Genomic DNA, 19,182 nt, shown 5'->3' on the forward strand with positions numbered 1-19,182 from the left:
CCGTCTTCCGACCAGACCTGCCACCCATGACCGCGCCCTTCGACATCCTGACCCGCATCGCCGAGCGCGGCCCCGCGCTGCGCCTGGCCGAGCAGAAGGTGGCGCAGGTGGTGCTGGAAGACCTGGCCGGCGCGGCGGCCGCCAGCATCAATGAGCTGGCGCGCAAGGCCGGCGTCAGCGAGGCCAGCGTGACGCGCTTTGCCAAGGCGATCGGCTGCCGCGACGTGCGCGACCTGAAGCTGCGGCTGGCGCAGGCCACCGCGGTGGGCGCGCGTTTCCTGCAGCCGGGCGGCGTGCCCGGCGGTGAACAAGCCCCGGCCACGCTGGCCGACAGCATTCATGCCGAGATCATCAACGCGCTCGAAGCCAACCGTGGCCTGATTGATGCGCAGCGCATCGAGCAGGCCGCGCGCCTGTTGCTCGGCGCACGCATGGTCTACGCTTTTGGCATGGGCGGCGGCTCGTCGTTCATGGCCGACGAGGCGCGCCACCGGCTGGCACGCCTGGGCCAGCCGGTGGCGAGCTACCAGGACGCCCTGCTGCAGAAGATGGTGGCGGCCACGCTGGGCCGCGACGACGTGGTGCTGGCCTTCTCGGCCAGCGGCCGCGTGCCGGAGATGCTGGCCAGCTGCGATATCGCGCGCGAGTACGGTGCCCGCCTGGTGGCCGTGACCGCGCTGGGCTCGCCGCTGGCCGCACGCGCCGACGTGCTGCTGCCGGTGCGCACGCTGGAGACGGATTTCATTTTCAAGCCGTCGGCATCACGCTACGCCATGCTGATGGTGCTGGACGTGCTCGCCACGCAATGTGCGCTGTTGCAGCCGGACCAGAGCAAGGAGCGACTGCGCCGGCTCAAGTACGTGCTGGACACCCACCGCGGTGAAAGCGGCCCCACCAAGGGCCCCGACAGCCGCCAGCCGCTGGGAGACTGACCATGCCACACCTGTTCGATACCCTGATCCGCTGCGTCACCCTGATCGACGGCTCCGGCGCCGCCGCGCGCCTGGCCGACGTGGCCCTGCGCGACGGCCGCATCGCGCGCATCGATGAAGCCGGCGCGATCGATCCCGACGCCGCCTCGCATGTGGTCGAAGGCGACGGCCTGGTCCTTGCACCGGGCTTTATCGACGTGCATACGCACGACGATACCAACGTGGTGCGCCAGCCCGAGATGACGCCCAAGCTGTCGCAGGGCGTGACCACGGTGGTGGTCGGCAACTGCGGCATCAGCGCCGCGCCGGTGACGCTGGCGGGCGAGCCGCCCGACCCGATGAACCTGCTCGGCCATGCCGACGCCTTCCGCTACCCGGATTTCAAGTCCTACGTCGATGCGGTGGAAGCCGCGCAGCCCGCGGTCAACGTTGCCGCGCTGGTCGGCCATACCGCGCTGCGCAGCAACCATATGGACCGCTTCGACCGCGCTGCCACACCGGAAGAAATCGCGGCAATGCGCGCACAGCTGGAAGAAGCGCTGCAGCACGGCGCGCTGGGCCTGTCCACGGGCCTGGCCTACGCCAACGCCTTCAGCGCGCCGACCGATGAGGTGCTGGCGCTGGCCGAGCCGCTGGCCAAGGCCGGCGCGCTCTACGCCACCCACCTGCGCAGCGAGTTCGCCGAGATCCTCGACGCCATGGACGAGGCCTTCCGCATCGGCCGCCATGCGCGCGTGCCGGTGGTGATCTCGCACCTGAAATGCGCGGGCGTGGCCAACTGGGGCCGCAGCACCGAGGTGCTGGACGCGCTCGACGGCGCGCAGCGCTGGCAGCCGGTGTGCTGCGACTGCTACCCCTACACCGCCAGCTCGTCCACGCTGGACCTGAAGCAGGTCACCAGCGACTTCGACATCATGGTGACCTGGTCCGAAGGCGCGCCCGAAATGAGCGGCCGCCTGCTGGCCGATATCGCCGCCGAATGGCAGGTCGACCTGCACGAAGCCGCGCGCCGGCTGATGCCCGCGGGCGCGGTCTACCACTGCATGGAAGACGCCGACGTCGACCGCATCCTGAGCCATCCGGCCACGGTGGTCGGCTCGGACGGGCTGCCCAACGACCCGCTGCCGCATCCACGCCTGTGGGGCGCCTTCCCGCGCGTGCTGGGCCACTACGCCCGCGACCGCGAGCTGTTCCCGCTGACGGTGGCCGTCAACAAGATGACCGGCATGTCCGCCGAGCGATTCGGGCTGCAGGAGCGCGGCTTCGTGCGCGAAGGCTACTGGGCCGACCTGGTGCTGTTCGACGCCGCCACCATCCGCGATGCGGCCAGCTTTACCGATCCCATGCAACCGGCCGAGGGCATTGCCTCGGTCTGGGTCAACGGCGAGCTGTCATGGCAGCAGCGCCAGACCACCGGCGTGCGCGCCGGCCGGTTCCTGCCGCGAGGCTCGCGGCCTGAGTTCGGCGCCGCCTGACCGGCGCGCTGCCCTCTTCCTTCCCATATCCAACACATCCCAGGAGTACCCATGGACATCAAACGATTCGGCGTCGAAGGCGGCACCGGTACCGGCGGCCAACACATGCCCTTTGCCCGCGCGGTCGCGGCCGACGGCTGGCTCTACGTCTCCGGCCAGGTGCCGATGGTCAACGGCGAGGTCATCGACGGCGGCATCGTGCCCCAGACCCACCAGGCCATCAAGAACGTGCTGGCCATCCTGGCCGAGGCCGGCTACGGCCCCGAGCACGTCGTGCGCTGCGGCGTATGGCTGGACGACACCCGCGACTTCGCCTCGTTCAACAAGATCTTCAAGGAATACTTCGGCGCCAACCCGCCCGCACGCGCCTGCGTGCAGTCGAGCATGGTGGTGGACTGCAAGGTCGAAGTGGACTGCATCGCCTACAAGAAGCCGGCGGCCTGAGCCGATCGCCTGCTGACTGTGTTCTCCCCTCTCCCATGAAATGGGAGAGGGGCCGGGGGAGAGGGCCGGAGCATCCGGGTGCGACAGCGCCAGACGAACCGCCCGCCCTCTCCCCCAACCCCTCTCCCGCAAGCGGGAGAGGGGAGAAAACCAAAAAACTAACCCCTGCCGCCACAAGCGGCCTTTTTTTCACACAAGGAGACAATATGGGTGCCGTCACCGGAACCACGCTCTTGGTGTATGCGCTGATCGCAGTGATCGCACTGGTGGTGCTGATCGCGCGCTTCAAGCTCAACCCCTTCATTACCCTGGTGGTCGTTTCGGTGCTGCTCGGTTTTGCCGTGGGCATGCCGATGGGCGACATCGTCAAGTCCTTTGAAGCCGGTGTCGGCGGCACGCTGGGCCATATCGCGCTGGTGGTCGGTCTCGGCACCATGCTCGGCAAGATGATGGCCGAATCCGGCGGCGCCGAGCGCATCGCGAACACACTGATCGATTTCTTCGGCGCGAAGAACGTGCATTGGGCGATGGCCACCATCGCCTTTATCGTCGGCCTGCCGGTGTTCTTTGAGGTGGGCTTCGTGCTGCTGGTGCCGATCGCCTTCAACGTGGCCAAGCGCACCGGCACGTCGATGGTGCTGGTTGGCATCCCGATGGTGGCCGGCCTGTCCGTGGTGCACGGCCTGATCCCGCCGCACCCGGCCGCGCTGCTGGCGGTGACCGCCTATGGCGCCGACATCGGCAAGACCATCATGTACGCGCTGATCGTTGGCATTCCCACGGCAGCCCTCGCTGGCCCGCTGTTCGCCAAGCTGATGGACCGCTACGTCAAGCTGCCCGAGGTCAACCCGCTGGCGGACCAGTTCACCGAAGAGGATGAGCGCGTCAAGGCATCGCATGAGTTGCCGGGCTTCGGCATCACGGTGTTCACCATCCTGCTGCCCGTGATCCTGATGCTGATCGGCAGCTGGGCCGACGTGTTCACCACGCCCAAGACCTTTGCCAACGACTTCCTGAAGCTGATCGGCAACTCGGTGATGGCGCTGCTGATTGCCGCGCTGGTGAGCTTCTACACCTTCGGCAAGGCGCGCGGCTTCAACCGCGAGTCCATCCTCAAGTTCACCAACGAGTGCGTGGCGCCCACCGCCATCATCACGCTAGTGGTCGGTGCCGGCGGCGGCTTTGGCCGCATCCTGCGCGACTCGGGCATCTCCAACGCCATCGTCGATGTTGCCACCGGCGCCAACGTGTCGGTGCTGGTGCTGGGCTGGCTGGTGGCGGTGATGATCCGCATCGCCACGGGCTCGGCCACGGTGGCCATGACCACCGCCGCGGGCATCGTCGCGCCGATCGCCGCCAGCGTGCCGGGCACCCGCCCGGAGCTGCTGGTGCTGACCACCGGCGCCGGCTCGCTGATCCTGTCGCACGTGAACGACGGCGGCTTCTGGCTGGTCAAGGAGTACTTCAACATGACCGTGACCCAGACCTTCCAGACCTGGTCGGTCTGCGAAACCATCATCTCCGTCGTGGCACTGCTGCTGACGCTGGGCCTGGCCACGCTGATCTGAGCGTTACCCCCCGCGCCCCCGCCCCGGGGGCGCGCCGGGCGGCCCCGGCAGGCCCCGGTATCAACCGGGATTGGCTTGCCTGCGCCGGCCGTCCCAGCTTCATGGCCGTGGCTGCCTTCGACGGCATGGGCGCGGTCTACGAAAGCTGCACGCGCATTTTCAAGAGTCAGCGATTTCTGGATCCACTGCATGGATTCAAACTTCGCCCGCCCCTGGAAATGCGACATCTCTCATCGATTCCCCGGCACCGACAGCAAATACTGGTCGCGTCATCGGATCACCGATGATCGGGTGTGGAAAGCCCGGATGTCTGACGAGGACAGGCGTTGCGCTTGCAGCATGCAACGCCTGTGCGCTCGCATGGTTCCATGGCGGGCCAAGCGAGGCAGCCGCAAGGCTGGCCGGTTCCCCTCGTCAGACCGGTCTTTCCACCCTCGTTGACTGGCCCGCCGCCCTCACGTGGAAAGGAGTGGCGCGCACTCACTTGTGAGGAATCAATGACGACGATCGATGAAATGACTAACGAATGCCTGCAGCAGGTTCGCGCTGGTATTGACGGAGTTCTCGTACTTCTGGATCACGAAAGCGAACGCTCGGAAGGCTGCTTCAGCGCGCTTTGCCTGCTTGGCATGGTGAAGGCGCAGCTTGATGGACTGCTGTCCGAACGGGAGCGGATGCTGTAGCGGCTCGTTGATGTGACGGGGCAGTCACCGTCACACTATCCTGCGGGCAACCTTGCCTAGATGCTTTTTTTGATGCACTATGACATCAAATCTGAGGCAAGGAGCATGCTGTGCGCACGACCGTCACTATCGACGACGCCCTTTATGAACAAGCACTAGAGATAGCCGACCCTGGCATGGACAAATCTGATCTTTTTCGTGAGGCAATCAAGACTTTCGTGCGGGTGCAAGCAGCCAAGCGCCTCGCGGCGCTGGGTGGCACCGCTCCCGACATGGAAGATGTGCCACGTAGCCGCATGGAACCCGAATCGAAATGAGCGTGCTCGTCGACACCTCTGTGTGGGTGGATCATTTCAAGAACCGCAATGACGCACTGGTCAGTTTGATCGTGTCGGATCAAGCACTGACCCACCCCATGGTCCTGGTTGAACTAGCCTGCGGGACGCCCCCGGCACCGCGTGCGCGGACACTCGGTGACATCGGGCTGTTGCAGCCCGCAAGGCAGGCGAGCCTGGCAGAGGTAATGGCGTTCATCGAGCACGAGAAATTGCATGGACTGGGTTGCGGCCTGGTGGATGTCTCATTGCTGGCTTCCACTTTGATCACGCCAGGCGCACGGCTATGGACACTGGACCAGCGTCTCAACGACTTGTCAGTGCGTTTTCGTGTGGCGCATCGCCCCAGGCTTCACTAGGTCACGTGAAGCGCCGCGACTCTATTCAGCAACGAGGCACTGGCCGCTGAAAGCGACCGGCAGGTTAATCTGCGCCAGGTTCGCGACGGTTTTTGGCCACGTCACACCCCGCCCACACTCACCAGCGCATCCAGCCGCGCCTTGTCTGCCAGCAACTCAGCGCTGTCCGATGTATGCACCACCGGCCGCGCAACTGATCAACGCAACGGTTTACAAGGGTCCGCCCACCTCCTAAGGTCAACCAGTCAGTGACTTGCCGGGAACCACCCCATGTCGATCGACCGCCGCTCCTTCCTCAGCCTGGCCGCCGGGCTGGCCGCTACCGGCCTCGGCCCTGTGCTGCCGGCCCATGCCGCCACCGTCGCCGCCCCATTGCGCCGCAATATCCCGGGCACGACCGAAGCCCTGCCCGTGGTCGGTATGGGCACCGCCGACACCTTCAACGTCGGCACCGGTGCTGACGAACGCAAGCCGCTGGCGGAGGTGATGGGCCTGCTGCTGCAGAGCGAAGGCTCGGTCGTCGACACCGCGCCCAGCTACGGCAGCGCCGAAGCCGTGACCGGCGACCTGCTGCGCGCGGCCAATGCGCGCAGCCGGGTGTTCCTGGCCACCAAGATCTCGGCCCAGTCCGGCGCGCCCGCGCAGGCGCAATGGGCGCGTTCGCTGGCCGACCTGCACGTGGACAAGATCGACCTGCTGCAGATACACAACCTGATCGACTGGCAGGCCAACCTGCGCTGGCTGCGCGAGCTGAAGGAACAAGGCCGCATCCGCTACCTGGGCATCACCCACTACCGCGAGGACGCGCACGAGGCACTGGAGAAGATCGTGCGCAGCGAGCGCGTGGACTTTGTCCAGATCAACTACTCAGTGGCCGAGCGCAATGCCGAGCGTACGCTGCTGCCGCTGTGCGAAGCGCGTGGGGTGGCGGTGCTGGTCAACCGGCCATTCCAGGACGGGCGCCTGTTCCGCGTCGTCAAGGACCGCCCGCTGCCGCCGTGGGCTGGCGATATCGACTGCGGCTCGTGGGCCCAGCTGTTCCTGAAGTTCATCGTCAGCCATCCCGCCGTGACCGCGGCGATCCCGGCCACCTCCAAGCCGCGCAACATGGCCGACAACCTCGGCGCCGGACTGGGCCGCATGCCCGATCCCGGCCAGCGCGAGCGCATCGCCGCGCTGCTGCGCTGAGCCGTATCGATCGTGGACGATCCCGCCCGCGACCCACCAGCCAGCGGCAGCCTGGCCCGGCTGCGGCGCGGGTTCGGCATCCGCCCTGGCGAGGGCGGCGCCGTGGTGGCCGGCTTCCTGTTCTTCTTCTGCCTGTTCGCCAGCTATTTCATGCTGCGGCCCGTGCGCGAGACCATGGGCATTGCCGGCGGCGTGAAGAACCTGCAGTGGCTGTTCACCGCCACCTTTGTCGTGATGCTGGCCGCGATTCCGCTGTACGGTGCGGTCTGCGCGTGGCTGCCGCGGCGCCGCTTCGTGCCCTGGGTGTACGCCTTCTTTATCGCCAACCTGCTGGGCTTTGCGCTGGCCACGCGTGTCCTGCCTGACAACGTCTGGCTGGCGCGCGTGTTCTATGTCTGGCTGTCGGTGTTCAACCTGTTTGTGGTATCGGTGGCATGGAGCCTGATGGCAGATGTGTTCCGCCCCGAGCAGGCGCGCCGTCTGTTCGCACTGCTGGCCGCCGGCGCCAGCGCGGGCGGGCTGACCGGCCCCGTGCTGGGCGGCTGGCTGGTGCCGCAGATCGGCCTGACCGGGCTGATGCTGCTGTCGGCCGCGCTGCTGGCCGCAACGCTGCCCGGCGTGGGCTGGCTGTTCGGCTGGCGCCGCCGCGCCGGCGCGGGCGTGGTGCAGCCGGGCGAAGCCCCGGCCGGCGCGGCACAGGATCCGGCCAACCCCATCGGCGGCGGGCTGCTGGCCGGGCTGTCGCTGCTGCTGCGTTCGCGCTACCTACTTGGCATCGGCCTGTTCGTGATCCTGCTGGCGACGGCCAGCACCTTCCTGTATTTCGAGCAGGCACGGCTGGTGGCCGAGGCCTTCCCGGAACGCACCCGCCAGACCCAGGTCTTCAGCGCGCTGGACGCTACCGTGCAGGCGCTGACCATCCTGGTCCAGCTCTTCTTCACCGGCCGCATGGCGCGCCGCTATGGCGTCACGGTGCTGTTGACCGCGGTGCCGCTGGCGGTGACCTGCGGCTTCCTCGTACTGGCAATGCTGCCGACCTTCGGCGTGCTGGCCGGCGTGATGATCCTGCGGCGCGTGGGCGAATACGCGCTGCTGCGCCCCGGGCGCGAGATGCTGTTCACCGTGGTCGATCCGGAGACCAAGTACAAGGCCAAGAACGTGATCGACACCGCCGTCTACCGTGCGGGCGATGCGGTCAGTGCGTGGGTCAAGACGGGGATCGATGCGCTGTCGGGCCATCCCGCTACGGTGGCACTGGCAGGCGCTGTGCTGGCGCTGGCATGGGCGGGACTGGGGTGGTGGCTGGGGCGGCGGCATGAGGGGCAGCTTGGCCCGCCGGATGCCGGACTCGGCCGTGCCGCCAACCATGCGGCTGAACCTTCTCCCCTCAGACGCTGACCGCTGATCGGCCAAAGCTGGCCTTCTGCCACAGGAAAATCGTATAGTCACGTCCTCGGACCTGGCTTGCCCCCGCGCCGCGCCGGCCTTCGCCGCGCAGCCCGCAAGCCCCCCCCACATTCCTGATCCCGGAGGACTCCCCCATGAAAACCAAAGCCGCCATCGCCTGGAAAGCCGGCGCCCCGCTGACCATTGAAGACGTGGACCTGGACGGCCCGCGCGCCGGGGAAGTGCTGGTGGAAGTCAAGGCCACCGGCATCTGCCATACCGACTACTACACCCTGTCGGGCGCCGACCCGGAAGGCATCTTCCCGGCAATCCTGGGCCATGAGGGCGCGGGCATCGTCACCGACGTCGGCCCGGGCGTGACCTCGCTCAAGCCTGGCGACCACGTGATCCCCCTGTACACGCCGGAATGCCGCCAGTGCAAGTTCTGCCTGTCGCGCAAGACCAACCTGTGCCAGGCGATCCGCGCCACCCAGGGCAAGGGCCTGATGCCGGACGGCACCTCGCGCTTCTCGATCGATGGCAAGCCGATCTTCCACTACATGGGCACCTCGACCTTTGCCAACCACATCGTGGTGCCGGAGATCGCGCTGGCCAAGATCCGCCCGGATGCGCCGTTCGACAAGGTCTGCTACATCGGCTGCGGCGTCACCACCGGCGTGGGCGCGGTGCTGTTCACCGCCAAGGTGGAAGCCGGCGCCAATGTGGTGGTGTTTGGCCTGGGCGGCATCGGCCTGAACGTGATCCAGGCGGCCAAGATGGTGGGCGCCGACAAGATCATCGGCGTGGACCTGAACCCTGGCCGCGAAGCCATGGCGCGCAAGTTCGGCATGACCCACTTCATCAACCCGAAGGACGTGGAGAACGTGGTCGACCACATCATCCAGCTGACCGACGGCGGTGCCGACTACTCGTTCGAATGCATCGGCAACACGCAGGTCATGCGCCAGGCGCTGGAGTGCTGCCACAAGGGCTGGGGCAAGTCGATCATCATCGGCGTGGCCGAGGCCGGCGCGGAGATCTCCACGCGCCCGTTCCAGCTGGTGACCGGGCGTGAGTGGAAGGGCTCGGCCTTCGGCGGCGCGCGCGGGCGCACCGATGTGCCCAGGATCGTCGACTGGTACATGGAAGGCAAGCTCAATATCGACGACCTGATCACGCACACGCTGCCGCTGGAGCGCATCAACGAGGGCTTCGACCTGATGAAGCGCGGCGAGTCGATCCGCTCCGTGGTGCTGTACTGAGGACGGCGCCGACATGGAACTGATCTCGCACCACGGCTGCCACGGCGGCGTGCAGCGCTTCTATCGCCATGACTCGGCGGCCATCGGGCTGCCGATGCGTTTCTCGGTCTACCTGCCGCCGCAGGCGCAGGCAGGCGGCAGGGTGCCGGTGCTGTTCTACCTGGCCGGCCTGACCTGCACCGAGGAAACCTTCATGGTCAAGGCCGGTGCGCAGCGCTTTGCCGCCGAGCACGGCCTGATGCTGGTGGCGCCCGATACCAGCCCGCGCGGCGCGGGCCTGCCGGGCGAGGCCGATGCCTGGGACTTCGGCGTGGGTGCCGGGTTCTATGTCGATGCCACCGAGGCGCCGTGGCAGGAGTACTGGCGCATGGAAAGCTACGTGGCCGACGAGCTGTTCGGGCTGGTCACCACCGCGTTGCCGGGCGATGCCAGCCGCGTCGGCATCTTCGGGCATTCCATGGGCGGGCACGGCGCGCTGGTGCTGGCACAGCGCCATCCGCAGCGCTTCCGCTCGGTGTCGGCGTTTGCGCCGATCGCCGCGCCGTCGCGCTGCCCGTGGGGTGAGAAGGCTTTTACCGGCTACCTGGGCAGCGACCGCGCCGTGTGGGCCGAATATGACGCCAGCGAGCTGATGGCACGCCAGCAGGGCGCGCCCTTCCCGGCTGGCATCCTGGTCGACCAGGGTCTGGACGACCAGTTCCTGCAAAGCCAGCTGCATCCGGAAGCATTCGTGGCAGCCTGCCAGGCCGTCGGCCAGCCGCTGACGCTGCGCCGGCATAGCGGCTACGACCACGGCTACTACTTCATCACCAGCTTTATCGCCGATCACATCCGCCACCACGCGGCGCAGCTGTAGACGCGCCCCATCAACCTTCCGCCACCCGGCGGTAAGCCCCCGGGCGCGATCCGGTCCAGCGCCGGAACGCCCGGTGGAATGCGCCCGGCTCGGCAAAGCCGAGCTCAGCCGCGATATCCGCCACCGGGCGGCCGGAATGGCTGAGCGCCTCGATGGCAAGATCGCGCCGCAGCGCATCCTTCAGGTCCTGGTAGCTGACACCCTCCTCCATCAGCCGGCGCCGCAGCGATGATGCGGACAGGTTCAGGCTGATCGCCAGGTCTTCAAAGGTGGGCCATTGATCCGGACGCTGGTTGCGCAGCAGCCTGCGCACGCGCGCGCCCACGCTGGCGCGGTCGGAGTACTTCACCACCACGTTGTGCGGCGCATCGCGCAGGAAGGCCTTCAGGCTGCGCTCGTCCTGGCGCACCGGCTGCTCCAGCAGTGCCGCGTCGAAGACCAGCGCCGTGGCCGGCTGCCCGAACGCCAGCTGGCGCGAATACATGACGCGGTATTCCGCACTGTACGGCGGCTCGTCGTAGTCGAAGGCCGCCAGCCGCACCGGCACGCGCCGCCGCAGCAGCCAGCTCATCAGGCCATGCAGCATGATCAGCATGGTTTCCTTGGCAAACACGCCGGGCTGCCGCCCCAGGTGCGCGCAGGGCGCGGTCAGCACCAGCGCGGCCTCATCGCCGTGGCGCTCCAGCCGCACGCCGATGTCGTCCAGCAGCAGCCGGAAGTACCGCGTGATGCGCTCCAGCCCCTGCCCCAGGGTGCGGCTGCCGGCCACCGCGTGGCACAGCATGGCAAAGCTGCCGCATTTCATGCTGCGCGAATCCTGCCCGAAGAATTCATCGTCCAGCGCCGCCGCCACGGCCATCCACAGCTCGCTGTAGCTGGCGGCCGAGACGCGTGACTGCGGCACCGCCAGCAGCGCCGGCGCAATGCCGGCGCCGCGCAGCACCGGATCGGGGTCGACGCCGCGCGCGCGCAGCCCCCCAATGGCGTGGTGGACGAAACAGATGGCGACACTGCCTTTTTCCATGGCGCTGGCGGGTGGCAAACGAGTTCACGAAGATTGGCGGATTTTGGCATAGGAGCCCGCCCCCGGCGTTCCTACACTGCTCGCAGGTCAAACGCCGACGCGCATTCTGCCTGACTTGCAGCGCGGCTCCAAACGCCCACCCCTACCTGCCATGCACAGCGACTACACCGAAGAGCAAACCATGATCCGCGACAGCGCGCGCGCCTTTGCCAGCGAACGGCTGGCCGTGGGCGCCGCGCAATGGGACCGCGACGGCCGCCTGCCCGACGAGGTCGTCGCCGAAATGGGCGCGCTGGGGCTATTGGGCATGATCGTGCCCGAGGAATGGGGCGGCACCTATACCGACTACGTTGCCTATGCGCTGGCCATCGAAGAAATCGCCGCCGGCTGCGCCGCCTGCGCCACCATGATGAGCGTGCACAACTCGGTCGGCTGCGGGCCGGTCCTGCACTATGGCACCGATGCGCAGAAAGAACGCTACCTGGCGCGGCTGGCCAGCGGCGAGCTGATCGGCGCGTTCTGCCTGACCGAGCCGCAGGCCGGCTCCGAGGCGCACAACCTGCGCACGCGCGCGCGCTTCACCGATAACGGCTGGGTGCTCAACGGCAGCAAGCAGTTCGTCACCAACGGCCAGCGCGCCGGTGTGGCGGTGGTGTTCGCCTCGACCGAGCCCGAGCGTGGCAAGAAAGGTATCTCGGCCTTCCTGGTGCCGACTGACACGCCTGGCTTTATCGTCCACGCTCCGGAGAAGAAGCTCGGCATCCGCGCCTCGGACACCTGCGCGATCACGCTGGAAGACTGCACGGTACCGCACGATGCACTGCTCGGCGAGCCAGGCGAGGGCCTGCGCATCGCGCTGTCCAACCTGGAAGGCGGACGCATCGGCATCGCCGCGCAGGCAATCGGCATTGCGCGCTCGGCCTTCGAGGCCGCACGTCGCTATGCATCGGAACGCATACAGTTCGGCCGCGCCCTGCGCGAACACCCGCCCATCGCCAACATGCTGGCCGACATGGCCACCGAGCTGAACGCCGCGCGCCTGCTGGTGCACCGCGCCGCGCGCATGCGCAGCGAAGGCGTGCCGTGCCTGTCCGAAGCCTCGCAGGCCAAGCTGTATGCGTCGGAACTGGCCGAGCGCGTGTGCTCCAAGGCGCTGCAGATCCACGGCGGCTACGGCTATCTCGAAGACTACCCGGTCGAGCGCCACTACCGCGACGCCCGCATCACCCAGATCTACGAAGGCACCAGCGAGATCCAGCGCATGCTGATCGCGCGCAGCCTGTAGTCCCACCATCCCTTGCCAACAGAACCAGACCTTCCGGAGACAACCATGAGTGCCGTGCCCAAGACCGACATTGCCGTGCCGACCGTGCCGCTGCTGATCAACGGCGAATGGGTGGATTCATCCGCCACCGAATTCCGCAACGTGGTCAATCCCGCCACGCAGGAGGTGCTGGCACGCGTGCCGCTGGCCACCGCAAGCGAGGTCGCCGCTGCCGTGGGCGCCGCGCACCGCGCCTTTGCCACGTGGCGCCACACGCCCATCGGCGCACGGCTGCGCGTCATGCTGCGCTTCCAGGCACTGATCCGCGAGCACAGCAAGCGTATCGCCGCCATCCTGACCGCCGAGCAGGGCAAGACCCTGGCCGATGCCGAGGGCGACATCTTCCGCGGCCTGGAGGTGGTGGAACACGCCTGTTCGATCGGCACCCTGCAGCAAGGCGGTTTTGCCGAGAACGTGGCCGCCACCGTCGACACCTACACGCTGCAGCAGCCGATCGGCGTCTGCGCGGGTATCACGCCGTTCAACTTCCCGGCGATGATCCCGCTGTGGATGTTCCCGATGGCGATCGTGTGCGGCAATACCTTCGTGCTCAAGCCGTCGGAGCAGGACCCGCTGTCCACCGTGGAGCTGGTCAAGCTGGCGCTGGAAGCCGGCGTGCCGCCAGGCGTGCTGAACGTGGTGCACGGCGCCAAGGACGTGGTCGACGCGCTGTGCACGCACCCGGACATCAAGGCCGTGTCGTTCGTGGGCTCGACCGCCGTGGGCACCCACGTCTATAACCTCGCCGGCGCGCACGGCAAGCGCGTGCAGTCGATGATGGGCGCCAAGAACCATGCTGTCGTACTGCCTGATGCGCACAAGGACCAGACGCTGAACGCGCTGGCCGGTGCAGGCTTCGGCGCGGCCGGCCAGCGTTGCATGGCCACCTCGGTGGTCGTGCTGGTGGGGGCGGCACGCGACTGGGGGCCCGACCTGGTCGAACGCGCCAAGACCCTGAAAGTCGGCGCCGGCGCCGAGGCTGGCACCGATGTCGGCCCCGTGGTATCGGTGGCGGCAAAGGAACGGGTCCTCGGCCTCATCGCCGCCGGCGAGCGCGAAGGCGCGACGCTGGTGCTGGATGGCCGCGGCGTGGAAGTGCCGGGCTACCCGCAGGGCAACTTCATCGGCCCGACCATCTTTACCGATGTCCGGACCGACATGTCGATCTACACCGAGGAGATCTTCGGGCCGGTGCTGGTGGTGATCGGCGTCGATACGCTGGACGAGGCCATCGCCCTCGTCAACCGCAACCCGTTCGGCAACGGCACCGGCGTGTTCACGCAGAGCGGCGCCGCGGCGCGCAAGTTCCAGAGCGAGATCGACGTGGGCCAGGTCGGCATCAACATCCCCATCCCGGTGCCCGTGCCCTACTTCAGCTTCACCGGATCGCGTGGCTCCAAGCTGGGCGACCTGGGTCCGTATGGCAAGCAGGTGGTGCAGTTCTATACGCAGACCAAGACGGTGACGGCGCGGTGGTTTGACGACGCGACGGTCAACGATGGGGTGAACACCACCATCAGCCTGAAGTAATCGGGCGGCATTCAAGAACGACACGGAAGGAGACCCCATGCATATCGCCTTCATCGGCCTCGGCAACATGGGCGCGCCCATGGCGCGCAACCTGCTCAAGGCCGGCCATACGCTGACCGTATTCGACCTCAACGCCGCGGCGGTGGCGTCACTGTGCGCCGAGGGCGCGGCCACCGCGGATTCCGCCCGCAAGGCGGTGGCCGAAGCGGACTTTGTCATCACCATGCTGCCCGCCGCCGCCCATGTGCGCAGCGCCTACCTGGGCCCGGAAGGCGTGCTGGCCGGCGTGCGCCCGGGCGTGCCGCTGGTGGACTCCAGCACCATCGACCCCGCCACCGTGCGCGAACTGGCCGCTGCCGCCGAGGCGCACGGCAATGCGCTGGCCGATGCACCGGTCTCCGGCGGCACTGTCGGCGCGCAGGCCGGCACGCTGACTTTCATGGTCGGCGCCACCGAAGCGCTGTTCGGCCAGGTGCGCCCGGTGCTGGCCGGCATGGGGCGCAACCTGGTCCACTGCGGCGGCACCGGCACCGGCCAGGTTGCCAAGATCTGCAACAACCTGATCCTCGGCATCTCCATGATCGGCGTATCCGAGGCGATGGCGCTGGGCGTCAAGCTCGGCATCGACGCCAACGTGCTGGCCGGCATCGTCAATACCTCCACCGGCCGCTGCTGGGCCTCGGACACCTGCAACCCCTGGCCCGGCGTGATCGAGACCGCGCCGGCCGGGCGCGGCTACACCGGCGGCTTTGGCGCCGACCTGATGCTCAAGGACCTGGGCCTGGCCAACGACGCCGCGCGCAGCGTGAAGCAGCCGCTGTTCCTGGGCGCGCTGGCGCAACAGGTCTACCAGGCCGTGAGCCATGCCGGCGACGGCCAGCTCGACTTCTCCGGCGTGATCCGCCAGTACCTGGCCGCCGCCGACAAGGAGGGCAAGCAATGATCGAGTTCGCCCTGCAAGGCCACGTCGCCACGCTGACGCTGAGCCGCCCGCCCGCCAACGCCTTCACTGCAGAAGGCTTGCAGCAGCTGCGCGAGCTGGTGGCAAGGATCGACGCGAACCCCGAAGTGCGCGCCGTGGTGGTCACCGGTGCCGGCGAGAAGTTCTTCAGCGCCGGCGCCGACCTGAACGGCTTTGCCGAGGGCGACCGCGCCCATGCCCGCGTGATGGCGCAGCAGTTCGGCAGCGCCTTTGAAGCCCTGCAGAACGCGCGGCCCGTGGTGATCGCCGCGATCAACGGCTATGCCATGGGCGGCGGGCTGGAATGCGCCCTGGCGTGCGATATCCGCATCGCCGAGGAACAGGCGCAGATGGCCCTGCCCGAAGCCGCCGTCGGCCTGCTGCCGTGCGGTTGCGGCACGCAGACGCTGCCGTGGCTGGTAGGCGAAGGCTGGGCCAAGCGCATGATCCTGACCAACGAGCGCGTGGATGCCGCCACGGCGCTGCGCATCGGGCTGGTGGAAGAAGTCGTGCCGCGCGGCCAGGCGCTAGCCACGGCGCTGGCGATGGCGCAGCGCGCCGGCAATGTCAGCCCGCGCGCCGCCGCCCACAGCAAGCGGCTGGTGCACCTGGCGCGCCAGGGCGTGCCGCGCCAGGCTGCGCTGGCGCTGGAGCGTGAGCGCTTTGTCGACCTCTTCGACGATGCCGACCAGCGCGAAGGTGTCAACGCCTTCCTCGAGAAACGAACGCCGCAATGGCGCAACGCCTAGGAGCCCGCCATGCGCCTGACTGAAGAGACCAAGGCCGCCAACCTGGATGCCGCCGAACCGGAGGTGCTGTTCCAGGTCGTCAACGGTGTCGGCATTGCCACGCTGAACCGGCCGCGCCAGCTCAATGCCCTGTCGTACCCGATGATCGTCGCGCTCGGTGCGCAGATGGAAGCCTGGGCGCAGGATGACTCCATCCGTGCAGTGGTGCTGCGCGGCGCCGGCCCCAAGGCCTTCTGCGCCGGCGGCGATATCCGCGCGCTGACCGACAGCTACCGCGACGGCACCCCGCTGCACCAGCGCTTCTTTATCGACGAATACACGCTGGACTACCGCCTGCACCGCTATCCCAAGCCGCTGGTGGCGCTGATGGACGGCATTGTCATGGGCGGCGGCATGGGCCTGGCGCAAGCCGCGCACCTGCGCATCGTCACCGAGCGCTCGCGCGTGGCCATGCCGGAGACCGGCATTGGCCTGGTGCCGGACGTAGGCGCCAGCCATTTCCTGTCGAAGCTGCCGGTGCAGCTGGCCCTGTATCTGGGGCTGACCGGGGTCACCATCGGCGCGGCCGATGCCCTGCTGTGCGGGCTGGCCGATGCCGCGGTCGACAGCGCCACGCTGGCCGGCCTGGAGCAGACCCTCGCCGGCATCGCCTGGGGCGATGACGCGCTGTCAGACCTGCGCCATGCGCTGGTGCGCGAGCACGTCGCCAGCGCCGCCGACGCGCCGCTGCTGCAAGTGCTGCCAGCCTTGCTGCGGCATTTCCCCGCGCATGCAACGCTGCCCGAGATCCTGGCCGGACTGGCTTGCCAGGACGGCCCGGCCTACACCGCCTGGGCCACCCGCACCATCGACGTGCTGCGCACCCGTTCGCCGCTGTCCACCTGCGCCACGCGCGAACTGCTGCTGCGCGGCCGCCGCATGGACCTGGCCGACTGCTTCCGCATGGAACTGGCGGTGGTGGTCAACACATTCTCGCAGGGGGATTTCATCGAAGGCGTGCGCGCGCTGATCGTCGACAAGGACAACACGCCGAACTGGCGCATCACCAGCTATGACGCCGTCGATGACACCGCCGTGCAGGCGCTGTTCCGGCCGTGGTGGGCACCGGGCGAACAGCCGCTGCCCCTCGTCCTGCCCGCCTGAGCGGATGCGCCATTGTGAGCCTCGACGCGCTGCTGGCGCGCAGCCCCTGGGCGGCAGCACTGACCCCGGAGCAACGCCAGCGCGTGCGCGCCGAACTGCGTGAACGTGCGGTGCCACAAGGCGCTTATGTCAGCCGCAAGGGCGATCTGGCCGACAGCTGGCTTGGCATCGCACAAGGCCTGGTCAAGGTGCATTCCGCCTCGCCCTCGGGCAAGCGCGCCACCCTGACCGGTGTACCGGCAGGGGGCTGGCTTGGCGAAGGCTCCCTGCTCAAGCGCGAAGCGCTGCGCTATGACGTGGTGGCCCTGCGCGATTCACGCATCGCCTGCATGCCGGCGGCGACCTTCCGCTGGCTGCAGGAGACCAGCCTGCCCTTCAACCGCTATCTGCTCGACCAGCTCAATGAACGGCTGGGCTTGTTTATCGCTACCGTGGAGCATGAGCGGCTGCACGGCATCGAAGGACGCGTGGCGCGGGCGCTGGCTACGCTGTTCCATCCAGTGCTGTGTCCGCTGGACAGCGAGAACGTGAGCCTGCACCTGACGCAGGAAGAAGTCGGCCTGCTGGCCGGCATCTCGCGCCAGCGCGCCAATGCTGCACTAGGGGTGCTGGAGGGTGAAGGCTTGCTGGCGGTCGAGCACGGCGTGGTACATGTGCTCGACCTGGAGGCGCTGCGCCGCTACTGAGCGCAGCGCACGTTCATGCCTGCGCGGCCGACTGCGGCTTGACCAGCCCGTCCGCCCGGAACATCGCCTTGATGCCCCGCACCGCCTGCCGGATGCGCGATTCGTTCTCGATCAGGGCAAAGCGCACATAGTCGTCGCCATAGTCGCCAAAGCCGATGCCCGGCGAGACCGATACCTTGGCCTTGGCCAACAGCTGCTTGGAGAATTCCAGCGAGCCCAGCGCGCGGTACGGCTCGGGAATCCGCGCCCAGATATACATCGACGCCTTCGGGATCTCCACCGGCCAGCCCGCTTCGATCAGCCCGCGCGCCAGCACGTCGCGGCGCGACTGGTACTGCGCGGCGATCTCGCTGACGCATTGCTGGTCGCCCTCCAGCGCGGCAATGGCCGCGATCTGCAGCGGCGTGAAGGTGCCGTAGTCGTGATAGCTCTTGATGCGCGTCAGCGCCGCCACCAGGTCCGGGTTGCCCACCATGAAGCCCACGCGCCAGCCCGCCATGTTGTAGCTCTTGGACAACGTGAAGAACTCCACCGCGATGTCCTTGGCGCCCGGCACCTGCATGATCGACGGCGCCTTCCAGCCATCGAAGACGATATCGGCATAGGCCAGGTCGTGCACCACGAAGATATCGTGCTTGCGTGCCAGCGCAATGACGCGCTCGAAGAAGTCCAGCTCCACGCATTGCGCGGTGGGGTTGGACGGAAAGCCCAGCACGATCATCTTCGGCTTGGGATAGCTGCCGCGGATGGCGCGCTCCAGCTCGGCAAAGAAATCGATGCCCGGCACCAGCGGCACTGAGCGGATATCCGCGCCGGCAATGACCGCGCCGTAGATATGGATGGGGTAGCTGGGATCGGGCACCAGCACCGTGTCGCCGCGGTCCAGCGTGGCCAGCATCAGGTGCGCCAGGCCTTCCTTGGAACCGATGGTGACGATGGCCTCGGTATCCGGATCGATCTCGACGTCATAGCGTTCGCGGTACCAGTGCGCGATCGCGCGGCGCAGCCGCGGGATGCCCTTGGAGGCCGAGTAGCCGTGCGTATCAGGCCGCTGCGCCGCTTCCGTGAGCTTGGCCACGATATGCGCCGGCGTGGCGCCATCGGGGTTGCCCATGCTCATGTCGATGATGTCCTCGCCACGGCGGCGGGCGGCCATCTTCAGCTCGGCGGTGATATTGAAAACGTACGGGGGAAGGCGATCGATGCGCGCAAAGCGGCGCTTGCCAGAGGCGGCAGTCATGTAGGGAGTCCTTTACGTAAGCGCCCGGAACCGTCCG

At 67.8% G+C, this 19,182-nt stretch carries 19 protein-coding genes; 17 read left to right on the plus strand and 2 right to left on the minus strand.

Annotated elements, in window-relative coordinates; translation table 11 throughout:
- Nucleotides 1-26: 26 nt before the first annotated feature.
- The 11 genes from ACW4E8_RS22415 (at nucleotide 27) to fghA (ending at nucleotide 10,488) form a co-directional block, all read left to right on the plus strand.
- On the plus strand, nucleotides 27-932 hold the full coding sequence (locus tag ACW4E8_RS22415) for a MurR/RpiR family transcriptional regulator (RefSeq protein ID WP_456806554.1): 906 nt from the start codon (nucleotides 27-29) through the stop codon (nucleotides 930-932).
- 2 nt (nucleotides 933-934) lie between these two features.
- Nucleotides 935-2,407, plus strand: coding sequence for an N-acyl-D-amino-acid deacylase family protein (locus tag ACW4E8_RS22420; RefSeq protein WP_456806555.1), 1,473 nt, complete (start codon nucleotides 935-937; stop codon nucleotides 2,405-2,407).
- A 51-nt stretch (nucleotides 2,408-2,458) separates the two neighbouring features.
- Nucleotides 2,459-2,851, plus strand: a complete 393-nt coding sequence (locus ACW4E8_RS22425) for a RidA family protein (protein ID WP_012355941.1) — start codon at nucleotides 2,459-2,461, stop codon at nucleotides 2,849-2,851.
- A gap of 206 nt (nucleotides 2,852-3,057) precedes the next feature.
- Entirely contained in the window at nucleotides 3,058-4,419 is a 1,362-nt protein-coding gene (locus ACW4E8_RS22430) for a GntP family permease (protein WP_456806556.1), read from the plus strand.
- Nucleotides 4,420-4,916: 497 nt separating this feature from the next.
- Entirely contained in the window at nucleotides 4,917-5,102 is a 186-nt protein-coding gene (locus ACW4E8_RS22435; RefSeq protein ID WP_456806557.1) for a hypothetical protein, read from the plus strand.
- Between the two features lie 110 nt (nucleotides 5,103-5,212).
- A complete protein-coding gene (locus ACW4E8_RS22440; protein WP_010814136.1) occupies nucleotides 5,213-5,419 on the plus strand; it encodes a type II toxin-antitoxin system VapB family antitoxin in 207 nt (68 codons plus the stop codon).
- Nucleotides 5,416-5,796 (plus strand): type II toxin-antitoxin system VapC family toxin, encoded by a 381-nt coding sequence (locus tag ACW4E8_RS22445; protein ID WP_456806558.1) that lies wholly within the window; start codon nucleotides 5,416-5,418, stop codon nucleotides 5,794-5,796. The genes ACW4E8_RS22440 and ACW4E8_RS22445 overlap by 4 nt, the downstream gene beginning before the upstream one ends.
- Before the next feature lie 270 nt (nucleotides 5,797-6,066).
- Nucleotides 6,067-6,984 carry an aldo/keto reductase gene (locus ACW4E8_RS22450; RefSeq protein WP_456806559.1) on the plus strand — a complete coding sequence of 306 codons (918 nt, stop codon included), beginning with the start codon at nucleotides 6,067-6,069 and terminating at the stop codon, nucleotides 6,982-6,984.
- 12 nt (nucleotides 6,985-6,996) lie between these two features.
- Nucleotides 6,997-8,382 carry an NTP/NDP exchange transporter gene (locus ACW4E8_RS22455; RefSeq protein WP_456806560.1) on the plus strand — a complete coding sequence of 462 codons (1,386 nt, stop codon included), beginning with the start codon at nucleotides 6,997-6,999 and terminating at the stop codon, nucleotides 8,380-8,382.
- A 143-nt stretch (nucleotides 8,383-8,525) separates the two neighbouring features.
- On the plus strand, nucleotides 8,526-9,632 hold the full coding sequence (locus ACW4E8_RS22460; protein WP_010814124.1) for an S-(hydroxymethyl)glutathione dehydrogenase/class III alcohol dehydrogenase: 1,107 nt from the start codon (nucleotides 8,526-8,528) through the stop codon (nucleotides 9,630-9,632).
- Nucleotides 9,633-9,645: 13 nt separating this feature from the next.
- Nucleotides 9,646-10,488: an S-formylglutathione hydrolase gene (gene fghA, locus ACW4E8_RS22465; protein WP_456806561.1), complete on the plus strand. Its 843-nt coding sequence runs from the start codon at nucleotides 9,646-9,648 to the stop codon at nucleotides 10,486-10,488.
- Nucleotides 10,489-10,498: 10 nt separating this feature from the next.
- Here fghA and ACW4E8_RS22470 read toward each other — a convergent pair whose 3' ends face one another.
- On the minus strand, nucleotides 10,499-11,512 hold the full coding sequence (locus ACW4E8_RS22470) for an AraC family transcriptional regulator (protein WP_456806562.1): 1,014 nt from the start codon (nucleotides 11,510-11,512) through the stop codon (nucleotides 10,499-10,501).
- Between the two features lie 151 nt (nucleotides 11,513-11,663).
- Here ACW4E8_RS22470 and ACW4E8_RS22475 point away from each other — a divergent pair, with 151 nt between their 5' ends.
- Genes ACW4E8_RS22475 through ACW4E8_RS22500 form a run of 6 tightly spaced genes read left to right on the plus strand, consistent with a single transcriptional unit; the run spans nucleotide 11,664 to nucleotide 17,905 of the window.
- Nucleotides 11,664-12,797 carry an acyl-CoA dehydrogenase family protein gene (locus ACW4E8_RS22475; protein ID WP_456806563.1) on the plus strand — a complete coding sequence of 378 codons (1,134 nt, stop codon included), beginning with the start codon at nucleotides 11,664-11,666 and terminating at the stop codon, nucleotides 12,795-12,797.
- A 45-nt stretch (nucleotides 12,798-12,842) separates the two neighbouring features.
- Entirely contained in the window at nucleotides 12,843-14,366 is a 1,524-nt protein-coding gene (locus ACW4E8_RS22480; RefSeq protein ID WP_456806564.1) for a CoA-acylating methylmalonate-semialdehyde dehydrogenase, read from the plus strand.
- 37 nt (nucleotides 14,367-14,403) lie between these two features.
- Complete coding sequence (gene mmsB, locus ACW4E8_RS22485; protein WP_456806565.1) at nucleotides 14,404-15,309, plus strand: 3-hydroxyisobutyrate dehydrogenase; 906 nt, start codon at nucleotides 14,404-14,406, stop codon at nucleotides 15,307-15,309.
- Entirely contained in the window at nucleotides 15,306-16,076 is a 771-nt protein-coding gene (locus ACW4E8_RS22490; RefSeq protein WP_456806566.1) for an enoyl-CoA hydratase, read from the plus strand. The genes mmsB and ACW4E8_RS22490 overlap by 4 nt, the downstream gene beginning before the upstream one ends.
- Before the next feature lie 9 nt (nucleotides 16,077-16,085).
- Complete coding sequence (locus ACW4E8_RS22495) at nucleotides 16,086-17,219, plus strand: enoyl-CoA hydratase/isomerase family protein (RefSeq protein ID WP_456806567.1); 1,134 nt, start codon at nucleotides 16,086-16,088, stop codon at nucleotides 17,217-17,219.
- Between the two features lie 14 nt (nucleotides 17,220-17,233).
- On the plus strand, nucleotides 17,234-17,905 hold the full coding sequence (locus ACW4E8_RS22500) for a Crp/Fnr family transcriptional regulator (protein ID WP_456806568.1): 672 nt from the start codon (nucleotides 17,234-17,236) through the stop codon (nucleotides 17,903-17,905).
- A gap of 13 nt (nucleotides 17,906-17,918) precedes the next feature.
- On the opposite strand, the gene alaC is transcribed toward ACW4E8_RS22500, so the two are convergent.
- Nucleotides 17,919-19,145, minus strand: a complete 1,227-nt coding sequence (gene alaC, locus ACW4E8_RS22505; RefSeq protein ID WP_456806569.1) for an alanine transaminase — start codon at nucleotides 19,143-19,145, stop codon at nucleotides 17,919-17,921.
- Between the last annotated feature and the right edge of the window lie 37 nt (nucleotides 19,146-19,182).

This window comes from Cupriavidus sp. CP313, from assembly GCF_054072015.1.